The 13,643-nt window shown below is 39.8% G+C and carries 14 protein-coding genes; 1 reads left to right on the forward strand and 13 read right to left on the reverse strand.

Going from position 1 to position 13,643, the window contains the following annotated elements; translation table 11 throughout:
• Positions 1-17 precede the first annotated feature (17 nt).
• The 6 genes from hydA to mce all read right to left on the reverse strand — a co-directional run bounded on the left by hydA (position 18) and on the right by mce (position 7,457).
• Positions 18-1,436 (reverse strand): dihydropyrimidinase, encoded by a 1,419-nt coding sequence (gene hydA / locus ACFX40_RS09715; RefSeq protein WP_377254843.1) that lies wholly within the window; start codon positions 1,434-1,436, stop codon positions 18-20.
• A 19-nt stretch (positions 1,437-1,455) separates the two neighbouring features.
• Positions 1,456-2,736, reverse strand: a complete 1,281-nt coding sequence (gene preA, locus ACFX40_RS09720) for an NAD-dependent dihydropyrimidine dehydrogenase subunit PreA (RefSeq protein WP_013084960.1) — start codon at positions 2,734-2,736, stop codon at positions 1,456-1,458.
• Positions 2,737-2,757: 21 nt separating this feature from the next.
• Entirely contained in the window at positions 2,758-4,119 is a 1,362-nt protein-coding gene (locus tag ACFX40_RS09725; protein WP_028410679.1) for an NAD(P)-dependent oxidoreductase, read from the reverse strand.
• Positions 4,120-4,344: 225 nt separating this feature from the next.
• On the reverse strand, positions 4,345-5,463 hold the full coding sequence (locus ACFX40_RS09730; protein WP_013084962.1) for a tripeptidase T: 1,119 nt from the start codon (positions 5,461-5,463) through the stop codon (positions 4,345-4,347).
• 25 nt (positions 5,464-5,488) lie between these two features.
• Positions 5,489-7,039 carry an acyl-CoA carboxylase subunit beta gene (locus ACFX40_RS09735; RefSeq protein WP_028410678.1) on the reverse strand — a complete coding sequence of 517 codons (1,551 nt, stop codon included), beginning with the start codon at positions 7,037-7,039 and terminating at the stop codon, positions 5,489-5,491.
• Complete coding sequence (mce, locus tag ACFX40_RS09740) at positions 7,032-7,457, reverse strand: methylmalonyl-CoA epimerase (RefSeq protein WP_377254846.1); 426 nt, start codon at positions 7,455-7,457, stop codon at positions 7,032-7,034. The genes ACFX40_RS09735 and mce overlap by 8 nt, the downstream gene beginning before the upstream one ends.
• A 148-nt stretch (positions 7,458-7,605) precedes the next feature.
• On the opposite strand from mce, the gene prli42 reads away from it, so the two are divergent.
• Positions 7,606-7,701 (forward strand): stressosome-associated protein Prli42, encoded by a 96-nt coding sequence (prli42, locus tag ACFX40_RS09745; protein ID WP_149917156.1) that lies wholly within the window; start codon positions 7,606-7,608, stop codon positions 7,699-7,701.
• Positions 7,702-7,776: 75 nt separating this feature from the next.
• Here prli42 and ACFX40_RS09750 read toward each other — a convergent pair whose 3' ends face one another.
• From ACFX40_RS09750 to meaB, 7 genes are all read right to left on the reverse strand, one after another.
• Positions 7,777-8,301 carry a L,D-transpeptidase gene (locus tag ACFX40_RS09750; RefSeq protein ID WP_028410676.1) on the reverse strand — a complete coding sequence of 175 codons (525 nt, stop codon included), beginning with the start codon at positions 8,299-8,301 and terminating at the stop codon, positions 7,777-7,779.
• Between the two features lie 98 nt (positions 8,302-8,399).
• Positions 8,400-9,350, reverse strand: coding sequence for an aromatic acid exporter family protein (locus tag ACFX40_RS09755; RefSeq protein WP_377254849.1), 951 nt, complete (start codon positions 9,348-9,350; stop codon positions 8,400-8,402).
• Between the two features lie 160 nt (positions 9,351-9,510).
• Complete coding sequence (locus ACFX40_RS09760) at positions 9,511-10,233, reverse strand: amino acid ABC transporter ATP-binding protein (protein ID WP_028410675.1); 723 nt, start codon at positions 10,231-10,233, stop codon at positions 9,511-9,513.
• Positions 10,226-10,885 (reverse strand): amino acid ABC transporter permease, encoded by a 660-nt coding sequence (locus ACFX40_RS09765; RefSeq protein WP_013059114.1) that lies wholly within the window; start codon positions 10,883-10,885, stop codon positions 10,226-10,228. Before ACFX40_RS09765 ends, ACFX40_RS09760 begins: the two co-directional genes overlap by 8 nt.
• Positions 10,886-10,916: 31 nt before the next feature.
• Complete coding sequence (locus tag ACFX40_RS09770; protein WP_026106695.1) at positions 10,917-11,720, reverse strand: transporter substrate-binding domain-containing protein; 804 nt, start codon at positions 11,718-11,720, stop codon at positions 10,917-10,919.
• A 281-nt stretch (positions 11,721-12,001) separates the two neighbouring features.
• Complete coding sequence (locus ACFX40_RS09775) at positions 12,002-12,439, reverse strand: BrxA/BrxB family bacilliredoxin (RefSeq protein ID WP_028410674.1); 438 nt, start codon at positions 12,437-12,439, stop codon at positions 12,002-12,004.
• Positions 12,440-12,632: 193 nt separating this feature from the next.
• Positions 12,633-13,628, reverse strand: coding sequence for a methylmalonyl Co-A mutase-associated GTPase MeaB (gene meaB, locus ACFX40_RS09780; RefSeq protein ID WP_098331867.1), 996 nt, complete (start codon positions 13,626-13,628; stop codon positions 12,633-12,635).
• Positions 13,629-13,643 lie beyond the last annotated feature (15 nt).

Below are 13,643 nucleotides of genomic sequence, written 5' to 3' on the forward strand. Positions count from 1 at the left end.
TATTTTTACATCTGTTTTTATAACATTAATTTTTCAGCTTCGTTAGCCGTGTTTGACTCATTAAACTTTGCTCGTTTTGTAAATTGTCCGTAGCCTTTTTGACCGACAAACTGCTTATCTTTTACGACAAATTCCCCGCGGCAAAGTACTGAAACCGGCTCACCTGTGACTTTCATTCCCTCAAATGCGCTATAATCGACTGCCATATGATGCGTGTTTGCTGAAATCGTACGTTCAACAGATGGATCAAATATAAGCAGATCCGCGTCTGCGCCAACCGCTATTGTTCCTTTTTTCGGGTACAGTCCGAACAGCTTAGCAATTTTTGTTGATGTTATATCAACAAACTGATTGATATTAATTCGTTTCTTCACTACTCCTTCTGAAAATAAAATACTCATGCGATCCTCGATAATAGGTCCTCCGTTTGGAATTTTCGTAAAATCTCCTTTCCCCAGATCTTTTTGACCGTTAAAATCAAATGAACACTGATCAGATCCAATCGTTTGCAAGTCGCCATTACGCAAAGCATTCCACAAAACATCTTGGTTCCATTTTTCACGTAAAGGCGGTGACCATACGTATTTTGCTCCTTCAAAATTCGGTTTCTCTAAATAGGTTTGGTCAAGCGTCAAATACTGCGGACACGTTTCACCCCAGATATTTACGCCTTTTTCCCTTGCTTCAGCAATCTTTTTAACCGCTTCAGCGCACGACACGTGAACAACATAGAGCTGTGAGTCAGCCAGTTCCGTTAGCACCGCGGCTCTTCCCGTAGCTTCTCCTTCTATTTCTGGAGGGCGAGTCAGTGCATGATAGATAGGATCAGTTTGTCCTTGTTCTAGTGCTTTTGCCGTTAAATACTCAATCACATCTCCATTTTCAGCATGTACCATCACAAGCGCCCCTAGTTTTTTAGCTTGCACTAGCGTTTGATAAAGGGTAGCATCGTCTGCTTGAAAAACATTTTTATAGGCCATGAATACTTTAAAAGAAGTAATTCCTTCTTTTTCAATAATTGTAGGAAGCTCATTTAATACATCTTCCGTGATTTCGCCAATCATTAGATGAAAGCTATAATCGATAGCCGCTTTCCCTTTTGATTTTCCATGCCATGTGCCGATCGCTTTTTGCAGCGGTTCGCCTTTATTGGTTAAGCAAAAATCAATAACAGTTGTCGTACCTCCAAAAGCTGCTGCTCTTGTACCTGTTTCAAAGTCATCTTTTGTAACGGTGCCTCCAAACGGCATATCTAAATGAGTATGAGGATCGATCCCTCCTGGAAATACATAATTGCCTTTTGCATCAATCACTTCACAGCCTTGCTCTTCAAATGCCGAGCCAATTGCCGAAATAACTCCATTTTCAATTAAAATATCGGCTTTATACGTATCTGTTGCTGTGACTACCACACCATTTTTAACGATTTTCTTCATTTCTTCATCCCCTTTGTCTTTATACGTCTAATCGCTGTGCAGCCGTCGCTTGTAAAGCAGCTTGGCGTTCATTCCACGTCATTGGAGGCTGTTCATTTGGTAATTCAACCATGGATATAGCCCCGTCCACCGGACATACAATCGAACATAAATTACATCCTACACAATCTTCTTCTCGTACTTTTAAATAAGATTTCCCTGAAGGATCTTTCAGCATATCAATACATTGGTGAGAAGTATCTTCACAAGAAATATGACACTTGTTGCAGTTAATACACGTATCCGGATCGATGCGGGCCACTACTTTATAATTGAGATCTAAGTTGCCCCAGTCGGAATATTTTGAAACGGCTTTCCCTACAATATCACTTACTTTTTCGATTCCTCTTTCATCCAAATAATAATTGAGACCTTGAATCATATCCTCTACAATGCGGAACCCGTGATGCATAGCCGCTGTACATACTTGCACACCTGTAGCACCCATGAGCATAAATTCGACGGCTTCCTGCCAGTTCGAAACGCCTCCCATACCTGATATTGGAACGTTAATAAACGGACTTCTTGCACATTCAGCAACCATGTTTAATGCAATCGGCTTAACAGCCGGGCCGCAATAACCTCCGTGAGCGCCTTTTCCTGCTACGTGTGGAATCGTATTCCATGAATGAATGTCTACTCCTGCTAAACTATTAATAGTGTTAATCATGCTCACAGCGTCAGCACCGCCTCGAACCGCTGCTTCTGCTGTAACGGTGATATCTGTGATATTTGGGGTTAATTTAACAATGACCGGCGTTTGGGCAACTTCTTTAGCCCAATACGTTTGTTTTTCAACTAAATCAGGGACTTGCCCAGAGGCAGCACCCATTCCTCGTTCTGCCATTCCATGAGGACAGCCAAAGTTCAGCTCTAATCCATCCACTCCTACGTCTTCTACTTTTTTGACAATTTCATGCCATTTTTCTTGCTGAGGCTCTACCATAAGAGAGGCAATAATTGCGTGGTTAGGAAACTTCTTTTTCGTTTCATAGATTTCCTTCAAATTAACTTCAAGCGGACGATCGGTGATTAACTCAATATTATTAAAGCCGGCTACGCGCTGACCGTTGAAGCCAACGGCAGCAAATCGAGAGGAAACATTTAAAATCGGATCACCAAGCGTTTTCCAAACTGCGCCTCCCCATCCTGCTTCAAATGCACGCTGCACTTGATAACCTGAATTGGTTGGCGGTGCGGATGCCAGCCAAAACGGATTTGGTGATTGAATACCTGCTAAATTTGTTGTTAAATCTGCCATAGATTTCTCCTCCTCCTGATTTTAAGCTGTTTCCATTGTTTCTTTTGTTAACTGCATATGAATATTTAACGCCGTTTGTTTTCCTTGCTGAGCAGCGGTCACAACCATTGCTTCTCCTTGCCCTTTACCAAAAATAACGTCTCCGCAAGCAAATACTTTTGGATTGGATGTTTGAAACGTCTCTTGATTAATTAAGACAACTCCGTCTTCATGATGCACCTGAAATTGTTGAATCAAAGACAGGTACCGTTCTTGACCAATTGCTTTAACAACAGCATCGACTGGAATGGTAAACGTTGAACCCTCAACAGGAACAGGCTTTCTTCGGCCGTCTGCATCTGGATCTGTTAGAGTCATTTTTACACATTCAATCCCGCTCACCTTACCATTTTCATCTCCAATAATTCGTATAGGAGCCGTTAACCAGCGGAATTCAACACCATCTTGTTTCGCAAATTCAAATTCAAAATCATAAGCCGTCATTTCTTCTCGTGTACGACGGTATAAAATTTGAACATTTTCAGCCCCCAAGCGCACGGAACACGTAGCACCATCAATCGCAGTATTTCCCGCACCAATGACGGCAACACGCTTACCCACAAATTCTGTTGATAATGCTTCCGACTTCGTTTTTTTCACAAAATCAATCGCATCATACACACCGTCTAGCTCTTCACCTTCAACATGTAGAGAAGGCACCTTGCTCATACCAATAGCTAATACAACCGCGTCATACGACTGCAACAATTCGCTTGGAAGAATATCTTCTCCAATTCTTACGTTTGTTTTAATTTTTACATCTAAGCTTTTTACTTGTTCAACTTCCCAGAATGAAATCGCTTGAGGAAGACGAAACGACACGATTCCATATGTATTTAACCCTCCTGCTTGTTTTTCCGCTTCAAAAATGGTTACGTCATACCCAAATCGGGCCAGTTCTCTTGCTGCAGAGAGACCAGCCGGACCTCCACCAACAATTGCTACCTTTTTACCGTTTGCTCTTCCTTTCTCAAACAGCACCTGTTCATTTTGAATAGCCCAATCCGTTGCGTAGCGCTGCAAATCTCCAATCATAATTGGTTTGGTTGAGTGGTTAAGCACACACGCTCCTTCACATAGTTCATCGGTTGGACAAACTCTCGAACAGCTTGCTCCTACGGGATTAGAAGACATAATCGTTTCGGCAGACCCCTTTAAATTGCCCGATGCAATTTTTTTAATAAACGTCGGGATGTCAATTCCTGTAGGGCATGCCTGAATACAGGGTGCATCATAACAGTACAAACATCGATTAGATTCTTCGACTGCTTCTCTATTTGACAACCCTTTTTCTACTTCATTAAAGTTTTGAATGATGGACTGCAAACTTTCCTGTGATCGCATTGCATCAACCTCCCAAGGATATCTGTTGATAAAACTCAAATTGAAAGCGCTTACATATTTTTTATATACGTTATTTTCAACTTCTACTTTGGTAAAATGTATTACTAACTTTATTGTACAAAACGACCGTCTTTTCTTCATTATACATTATGTTAAAAAATTCAGACTATTTACTATTCACTATGTAAAAAGCCTTGCTTTTATATAAAAGCAAGGCTGCAACTATTATTTTGCTACTTCTTTAATAATCGACACTACTAGTTCAGATGTCTTCACCAGTTCTTCTACCGGAATTTTTTCATTTGTTGTATGAATGTCTTCATAACCAACTGCTAGATTTACTGTTGGGATATCAAAGCCTGCGATTACATTTGCATCGCTTCCGCCTCCGCTTTGAAGCAGGCGTGAAGGACGATCGATATTAGCCACGGCTTTTTTAGCAACTTCGACAACATGATCTCCATCGCCAAATTTAAAGCCTGGATACATCACTTTAATATCCACTTCTGCACGTCCGCCCATTTCTTGTGCAGCTGTTTCAAACGCTTCTTTCATTTTCGCTACTTGTGCTTCCATTTTTTCTGGAATTAATGAACGAGCTTCTGCTAAAATATCGACGCGGTCGCATACGATATTCGTTTGCGTTCCACCTTCAAAACGTCCAATGTTCGCTGTAGTCTCTTCATCAATACGTCCAAGGGGCATTTTAGAAATGGCTCTTGAAGCAATCGTAATAGCAGAAACGCCTCGTTCAGGAGCTACACCTGCATGAGCTGTTTTTCCATAAATTGTTGCATTTACTTTTGCCTGCGTCGGCGCAGCAACAATAATGTCTCCCACTTTGCCATCGCTATCTAAAGCATAGCCGAATTTTGCCGTTACGAGACTAGAATCAAGAGCTTTAGCGCCCACTAAGCCAGATTCTTCTCCTACTGTAATAATAAATTCAATTTTGCCGTGCGCGATGTTTTCTTCTTTTAATACGGTGATGGCTTCTAGCATTGCTGCTAAGCCTGCTTTATCATCCGCTCCAAGAATTGTCGTGCCGTCACTTTTAATATAGCCATCTTCAATAGATGGTTTAATACCGTTTCCAGGTACGACTGTATCCATATGAGACGTAAAGTAGATTGTGTCTACGCCTTCTTTTGTAGCTGGCAGTGTGCAGATTAAGTTGTTGGCTCCGTGACCCGTTTTTTCTTTGGCATCATCTTCTACTACTTCGACGCCTAATGCGGTAAATTTTTCTTTTAGTACAACAGCAATTTTTTCTTCATGCTTTGTTTCTGAGTCTACTTGTACTAATTCAATAAATAAATCAACGATTCGTTGTTCATTAATCATAATATGTAATCCCTCCAAAAATAACCTACAATGGTATGTTACCATGTTTCTTTGCTGGACGCTCTTCCTTTTTATTGTGCAACATTTCAAGCGCTTGTATTAATTTTATTCGCGTTTCCCTAGGATCAATAACATCATCCACCATTCCAGCGCTTGCCGCTACGTAAGGATTAGCAAATTTCTCGCGATACTGTTCAATTTTTTCGTGTCTTGTTTTATCTGGGTTTTCGCTACCTCGAATGTCGTTTGCAAAGATAATATTCGCAGCACCTTGAGGACCCATAACAGCGATTTCTGCATTCGGCCACGAATACACAAGGTCCGCTCCAATCGATTTACTATTTAAAGCTACGTATGCACCTCCGTACGCCTTTCGCAAAATCACCGTGATTTTCGGAACGGTAGCTTCGGAGTATGCATATAAAATTTTAGCACCATGACGTATAATTCCGCCATGTTCCTGCTTGATACCTGGGAAAAAACCTGTAACATCTTCAAATGTAATAAGTGGGATATTAAATGAATCGCAAAATCGAATAAACCTTGCTGCTTTATCTGAGGAGTTAATATCTAAACTGCCTGCCATTACTTTAGGCTGGTTACACACAAGTCCGACAACTTTTCCATCTATGCGGGCAAAACCAATGACAATATTTCTTGCAAAGTCTTTTTGCACTTCAAAAAATGAGTGCTCGTCCACTACTTGGTGAATGACTTGACGCACATCGTAAGGGCGCACGGCATCAAACGGGACAACGTCTAATAAATCCGGACGATAATGATCAGACTCTGCCTTTGAGGCTAAAGGAGGCTGCTCTTGGCTAGACTGAGGAAGATAGCTTAAGAGCGTTCGTACTTGTTCTAGCACCTCTTGTTCTGTTGCACCTCTAAAATGGGCATTACCGCTAATTTCGTTATGAACAGCTGCTCCTCCAAGATTTTCAGAGGAAATGCTTTCTCCCGTTACCGTTTCAATTACTTTTGGTCCTGTAATGAACATTTGACTTGTTTCTTCTACCATAAAAACAAAGTCAGTAATCGCCGGTGAGTACACGGCTCCGCCTGCACAGGGACCCATAATAACAGATATTTGAGGCATGACACCCGAATAAATGGCATTTCGATAAAAAATATGACCGTATCCATCAAGAGACATGACGCCCTCTTGAATACGAGCTCCCCCTGAATCATTTAAGCCAATAAACGGCACGCCTGTTTTAGCCGCTAAGTCCATTACGTGCGCAATTTTTTTAGCATGCATTTCACCTAGCGCGCCTCCGAATACTGTAAAATCTTGCGAAAACAAGTAGACTGAGCGACCGTTTACCTTGCCGTAACCTGTTACTACCCCGTCTCCTGGTCCTACTTGATTATTCATACTGAAATCTGCACACCGATGTTCAATAAACGGATTTAATTCGACAAATGTATGTTCATCCAAAAGAATTTCAATTCGTTCGCGTGCCGTTAGTTTTCCTTTATGGTGCTGTTTTTCAATCTTTTCGTCTCCGCCGCCTAACTCGATCTTTCGGCGTTTATCGTACAATTCATTTAACTTATCATAAATGTCAACCATGTTTCTTCTCCTCCTCTAGTGTTTTTTCACAGAGCTCATAAAGAACACCGTTTGCTGACTTTGGATGCAAAAAAGCAATGGATGCTTCCCCTGCGCCTTTTCGCGGAACATCGTCAATCATGTGTACACCCTTTTCCTTTAACTCGTTAATCCGTTCTTCAATCGTGCGCACACCTAAAGCAACATGATGAAGACCTTCACCTCTCTTTTTGATAAACGCGCCGACCGCACTGTCTTCAAAGAGCGGCTCTAATAATTCAATTTTTACGTTGCCGCACTGAATAAAAGCAACTTTTACTCCTTGTTCTTCTACTTCTTCTACTTTTAATAGAGACAGTCCTAATACCTTTTCATAAAACGGGAGGCTGCCTTCAATTGATTTTACAGCTATTCCTATGTGTTCAATTCCTTTTATCACTTTCTCACCTCTTAAAAAAGCGTTTTCATTTACACATATTCTTGAAAACAAAAGAAATCTCCTGCTCGCGTATCTACAGAAAGTTGCTTGTCTAAGCAGCGGAAGACATGTAAAATAAGAAAAAAACGTGTAGGAGGACTTTGGTTGTATGTCTAATAAGAAAATCCAAAAAACCATTGTGTTTTTAATGCTTCTTGTCATGTTAATATCTACGCTTTTAGCGGGACTTGCCATGTGGTTTTAATCGGGACTGATGACTAAAAACATAGCTGCACTGCCGTTTCTGTGTGCAATGCAAACATATAAAAAAGACTGGTGACTAGTCACCAGTCTTTTGCTGTATATTCACAATGCCTTTTTGAGCGGCTAACTCTTCAAAAGATTGATCTGTAGATACAATCCACACTTTTGTACCTAACGGGACTTGATCATATAAATGGCTTACTTCACGATTTTCTACGCGAATACAGCCATTCGATACATATTTACCGATGGAACCCGGCTGATTTGTACCATGAATGCCATAAATACGTCCGTCAGTCTCTCTTGCATCAAACCCAATCCATCTTACACCTAGAGGATTTTGAGGAGCGCCTCCTTCAATGTTACTTCTCCGATAATAAGGATTAACAGCTTTTACTGTTACCGTGAACTCCCCTTCGGGCGTCAGATTAACTGTTTTCCCCGTTGCTACTTTAATAATTTGTTTAATTTCTTTATTTTGGATATAAGCAAGCTCATTGCTTTGTTTATTAATAATAATATAAGGATCATTTGGCAACGGATTTTCTCCTAATGGCCAAACCGGAGATAGTAGTAAAAGGATAAAAGCAAACACATGCACGTAATCCACCACCTTACGTTAGTCCTAAGTAAAAGACAAGAGAGATCTCTCTTGTCTTATTTAGTGTTCGTAAGCAAGATAAACAACATGCATGCTGTTTAACTTATTTTTAAGGTTTGTTTAATAACCAAATATTGTTCAATTTCTTTGACTACGTGCAGTAAATCGGCACGCGCTTCAAACTCTTCCCGCGTTTTAGGAAGCGGCATCTCTGCAAAAGCTTCTCGTAAATGCTGAAGTTTGGCTAAAAATAATTTTGCTGTATTACCGGGGTGGATGGATAGACTTAATTCTTCAATGAAATCGGCAATCATGTAGCGCTGTTCTACCACTAAATCAATAGCGGTAATGAGAGGAAGCGTTCGCTCAATAATTTCAAGCTGTTTTTCACGAATTTTAAAATAGCGGTAATAATAGTTTTCCCCACGCACAAAATGATTTTCTACATCACGAAACGCAAGGCTCTTTGCTTTTTCTAAAATTTTTACCGTATCTGCAATTTCCTTACCGTCCCAACTGCTGTCATTGGTTCTGAGATATAGGGCAATTTCTTTTAACATCGACCGGAAATTCTCTTCAATTTCTTGCTGATACGTGCGAAGCTCTTGATCTAAACTTGGCATGTATAAATTCACAAGCAGGGCAACACCTATCCCAATTACAATTAAGCCAAGTTCATTAAAAACGATTCCCCATGTCATATTGCCTTTGGAGTAAATATGAAGCAAAATAACGGAGCTTGTAACAATGCCTGTATTAACTTTGAATATAACCGTAACCGGGATAAACAAAAGCAGCATCAGTCCTATAACAAGTGGATGATAAGCAATCCCTTCAAAGAATATAAATGAAAATAGAATGGATAAAGAACAAGCAATAAAACGATCGCTTGCACTTCGCAACGATTTTTTCTTTGAATTTTGAATGCACAAAATGGTGATAATTCCAGCTGATACAAAAAACTCAAGGTGAAAGAACTGAGCTATAATAATAGCCAGTGATGTACCGACGGCTGTTTTAATTGTCCGGTACCCAATTTTAAATTTCATTTTCTAGACTCCTACATGTTAGTTTCTTTTTAGTGTGATAAAATACTCTATTCTTTATTAACACGAATAGAAAAATAACACAACCTTAAATCTTGCTGTACCATATAAATTTCAATAAAAAAAGTGCAGAAAAGATCGTACTCTTCCTGCACTTTTTTTATTATAAAATCTTTTCTAAGAAATCTTTAGCACGCTTGCTTTTAGGCGCTGAGAAAAATTCAGCCGGAGGCGCATCTTCAACAAGCACACCGCCGTCTAAAAACAGCACACGATCCGCTACTTCTCGTGCAAATCCCATTTCATGCGTTACAATGACCATCGTCATTCCTGTTTCTGTTAGCGACTTCATTACATCTAGTACTTCTTTTACCATCTCTGGATCCAATGCTGATGTTGGTTCGTCAAACAGCATCACTTTCGGTTCCATTGCCAGTGCTCTGGCAATAGCTACACGCTGCTTTTGACCGCCCGATAAGCGACTTGGAAACTCGTTGGCTTTTTGAGCAAGTCCCACTTTTTGAAGTAATTCTTTGCCTTTAGCAACAGCCGTTTCTCTTGACACGCCTTTTACCGTCATCGGAGCATACGTCAAATTTTCAAGCACTGTCATATGTGGAAACAAGTGAAAATGCTGAAATACCATTCCTACGTTTTCACGCACACGCATAATGTTTGTTTTTTTATCTGTAATCACTTGACCGTTAATTGAAACTACTCCGCTCGTCGGTTCTTCAAGCAGGTTCATACAGCGTAAAAAAGTAGATTTACCAGAACCAGAAGGGCCAATAACAGCTACGACTTCTTTTTCCTTAATCGTAGTTGAAATACCTTTTAAAACTTCATTATTGCCAAATGATTTGTGTAAATTTTCAACGTTAATCACCTTTTCTCATTCTCCTCTCGACTGCTTTACCAAGGAGCGTTAAGCCCATTACCATTACATAATAAATCAACCCTGCAAAAATTAACGGTTCAAGGTAGGCGAATTTTTCTCCACCTACAATGTAAGCACGGCGCATAATGTCGAGTGCTCCAATAACTGTAACGATAGCTGATTCCTTTGTTAATGTAATGAACTCATTCATTAAAGCAGGTAAAATATTTTTAAGTGCCTGTGGCAAAATAATTTGTCCCATCATGCGGCGATAAGGAATTCCTAACGCTAATGCCGCTTCACGCTGTCCTTTATCAACAGCTAAAATACCAGCGCGAATAATTTCAGATATATATGCTGCAGAGTTTAGCCCGAACGCAGCAACGGCCGCTGGAAACGGGGCAATATCAAACCCGAGCAGCTGAGGTAATCCAAAGTATATTAATAATAATTGCAGTACAAGCGGTGTTCCGCGAAACACGGACGTATATGCATCCGCAAACCATTGAAGAGGTTTATTGCGGCTGATTTTACATAAAGATAAAATAACTCCCAGCACAAACCCTAAAATTGCTGAAGCTAGGACTATCTGTATCGTTACCCCTATCCCTTTTAAAATATAAGGCATAGAAGGCACGATTTGCGAAAAATCCAAATTCATGCCTAGTTCCATTCCTCTCTAACTATCATTCTTATTTTTGGTCGTCAAACCACTTAACGATTAATTTATCTAATTCACCGTTTTCTTTCATTTTCTTTAATTCACGGTTAAAGTCATTCGTTAGCTTGCTGTCTTTAGGAAATGCGATTGCTGATCCTTTACTTGAATCTGGACGTCCTGTATCAGACATTTGCAAGCTTTTGTCTTTGTTCACATACCCTTTAGCTACTGTATCTTCAATAATTGCTGCATCGATACGATTTGATTTCATTTCTTGAATTAGTTCTGGAATACGGTCACGCGTTGTTACATTTACTCCGTCAACTTCTTTTGCAATTTCTTTTGCTTCGTCTGCTTGGATAGAAGAAGTTTGTACACCGACTGTTTTTCCTTTTAGTTCTTCTGCATTTTTAATTGGCGCATCTTTCTTCGATACAATCATGTTTTTTGCTTCATAATATACGTCTGAGAAGTCCACGTTCTTTTTACGCTTTTCAGTTGGCGTCATACCCGCTAAAACTAAATCGACTTTATTAGATTGTAAAGCTGGAATTAATCCGCCAAATTCCATATCCTTCACCTGTACGTCATAACCTAACTTTTTACCGATTGTTTTTGCTAAATCTACGTCAAATCCGATTGCTTCACTATCACCTTTTGCCGTATCAATATATTCAAATGGTGGGTAATCTGCTGATGTTCCCATTACTAGTACTTTTTTATCTTTGTCGTCGCTGCTTGCTCCGCCATTAGACGTTCCTTCTCCTGCTCCGCATGCAGCTAAAACGCCTGCTGTTAAAAGACCAATTGCCGTTACCGATAACCACTTCTTCAATTTCATCTTCGTTCCCCCTAGTTTATTCCTTACATTATTTTTTAAAAATTAATAATATTATGAAATAAGTTTTTTGCTATTGCAAGTAAATGTCGAAATTTAAATATATATTCATATAAATGTATTTTAACACAACATTATAAATATGCAATATCTTTTTTAAATATAAGTTTCACTATTTGAAAATACCTTTTCTTAACATTTTCCACTCTCTAGAAAGCCTGCATACAGATAGGTAAAAAAACGCATAAAAAAAGAAGCCGTTCAAAACGGCTTCTCTCTTACACTTCTTCACAGTGCTGTTCGAATGCTTCTTGCAGCTTCATCACAACTGACATTGGCTCGTGGCCTTCAATTTCGTGACGCTCTACCATTGTGATAATTTTTCCGTCTTTTAATAAAGCGAAAGATGGAGACGAAGGCGGATAACCTTCAAAGTATTCGCGTGCACGTGCAGTTGCTTCTTTATCTTGCCCAGCAAATACTGTAACCAAGTTTGTTGGACGTTTATCATAATGTACAGAGTGCGCTGCAGCAGGTCTTGCAATACCTCCTGCACAACCGCAAACTGAATTCACCATTACAAGCGTTGTACCAGGCTTTTTAAACGTTTCATCTACCGCTTCAGCCGTCGTTAATTCTGTATAACCAGCAGCTGTAATTTCTTTGCGGGCTTGACGAACAACGTCGTTCATAAACAAGTTAAAATCGATATTCATTTTCATACCTCCCTTTTGCTATCTATTCTTTATCATAGCAAACGAAAACTAAAAAGGCGATTGCTTTGACTCATTTTTTCTTGGTAATCAAGATTAAACAAGAAAAGAAATGGTGATACTATTTTTATAGCTAGAAAACCATACTCTTAACTCCCTAGTGTAGAAGGATCCGCATAAAATGCAGGATCCTTTTTTATATTTCCTTCATCGCCTGCCGGTAGGTTTTAATCAAGTGTTCGAGAGCTTCAGCCATCGTGACATCTCCCGTCATCATTTGTTTTTCAACATCCCCTAACGTTTGCTTAACTAAAGGATGTTCATAAAATGATTCTTGTAAATATTCATTAACACTTGCTTGTAACCATGCCTTCATTTGCTTTTGCCTTACTGTATAAAACAGATCATTTTTATTCATCCATTCCTTATAGTCACAAATTATCTTCCACAAGTCTTGGAATGATACTTCTTCATAAGCAGAAGTTGTGATGACCTGTGGGTTCCATCCTCCAGAATGACCGTGAAGGAAACCGATGATGCTTTCGTATTCTTTTGCAGTCACTTCTGCTTTTAGGCGGTTATCCCCGTCTGCTTTATTTACACAAATCAAATTAACCCACTCAAGCAGCCCTTTTTTAATTCCTTGCAAATCATCTCCTGCTCCAGTTAAAGCAAGAAGAACAAAGAAGTCTACCATCTCTTTTACAATCATTTCACCTTGGCCAACGCCCATCGTTTCGACAAATATGATGTTATACCCAGCCGCTTCACAAAGAAAAATGGCTTCTCTCGTTTTAAGATGAACACCTCCAAGCGTTCCTTGAGAAGGTGAAGGACGGACAAAAGCATTCTCTTGTTTGGTAAGAAGCTCCATTCTCGTTTTATCTCCTAAAATACTTCCTCCAGACAAGGTACTGCTTGGATCGACTGCCAAAACTGCAACGGAATGGCCATTTTTGCATAGGTACGAACCAAATTTGTCAATCAGCGTACTTTTTCCTGCTCCGGGTACGCCTGTAAAACCAATGCGCACTGAATGCCCCGTATGAGGATAGATTTCTTTAATCAGCTGTTGTGCTAGTACTTTATGCTTCGGCGCTTTACTTTCAATTAAAGTAATGGCTTGAGCTAACGCTGTTCTTTTTCCTTCAAGCAGCCCTTGTTTATAATCTTGTACCGTTTTTAATTTCACCAATTGTCTTCACCA

The sequence above is a fragment of the Priestia sp. YIM B13552 genome (assembly GCF_042787775.1).
Classification (GTDB): domain Bacteria; phylum Bacillota; class Bacilli; order Bacillales; family Bacillaceae_H; genus Priestia; species Priestia megaterium_E.

Bases quoted from the DNA above. Each gene is read 5' to 3' on its own strand.
- hydA (WP_377254843.1), bottom strand. From the start codon at position 1,436: ATGAAGAAAATCGTTAAAAATGGTGTGGTAGTCACAGCAACAGATACG.
- preA (WP_013084960.1), bottom strand. From the start codon at position 2,736: ATGGCAGATTTAACAACAAATTTAGCAGGTATTCAATCACCAAATCCG.
- ACFX40_RS09725 (WP_028410679.1), bottom strand. From the start codon at position 4,119: ATGCGATCACAGGAAAGTTTGCAGTCCATCATTCAAAACTTTAATGAA.
- ACFX40_RS09730 (WP_013084962.1), bottom strand. From the start codon at position 5,463: ATGATTAATGAACAACGAATCGTTGATTTATTTATTGAATTAGTACAA.
- ACFX40_RS09735 (WP_028410678.1), bottom strand. From the start codon at position 7,039: ATGGTTGACATTTATGATAAGTTAAATGAATTGTACGATAAACGCCGA.
- prli42 (WP_149917156.1), top strand. From the start codon at position 7,606: ATGTCTAATAAGAAAATCCAAAAAACCATTGTGTTTTTAATGCTTCTT.
- ACFX40_RS09755 (WP_377254849.1), bottom strand. From the start codon at position 9,350: ATGAAATTTAAAATTGGGTACCGGACAATTAAAACAGCCGTCGGTACA.
- ACFX40_RS09765 (WP_013059114.1), bottom strand. From the start codon at position 10,885: ATGAATTTGGATTTTTCGCAAATCGTGCCTTCTATGCCTTATATTTTA.
- ACFX40_RS09775 (WP_028410674.1), bottom strand. From the start codon at position 12,439: ATGAATATCGATTTTAACTTGTTTATGAACGACGTTGTTCGTCAAGCC.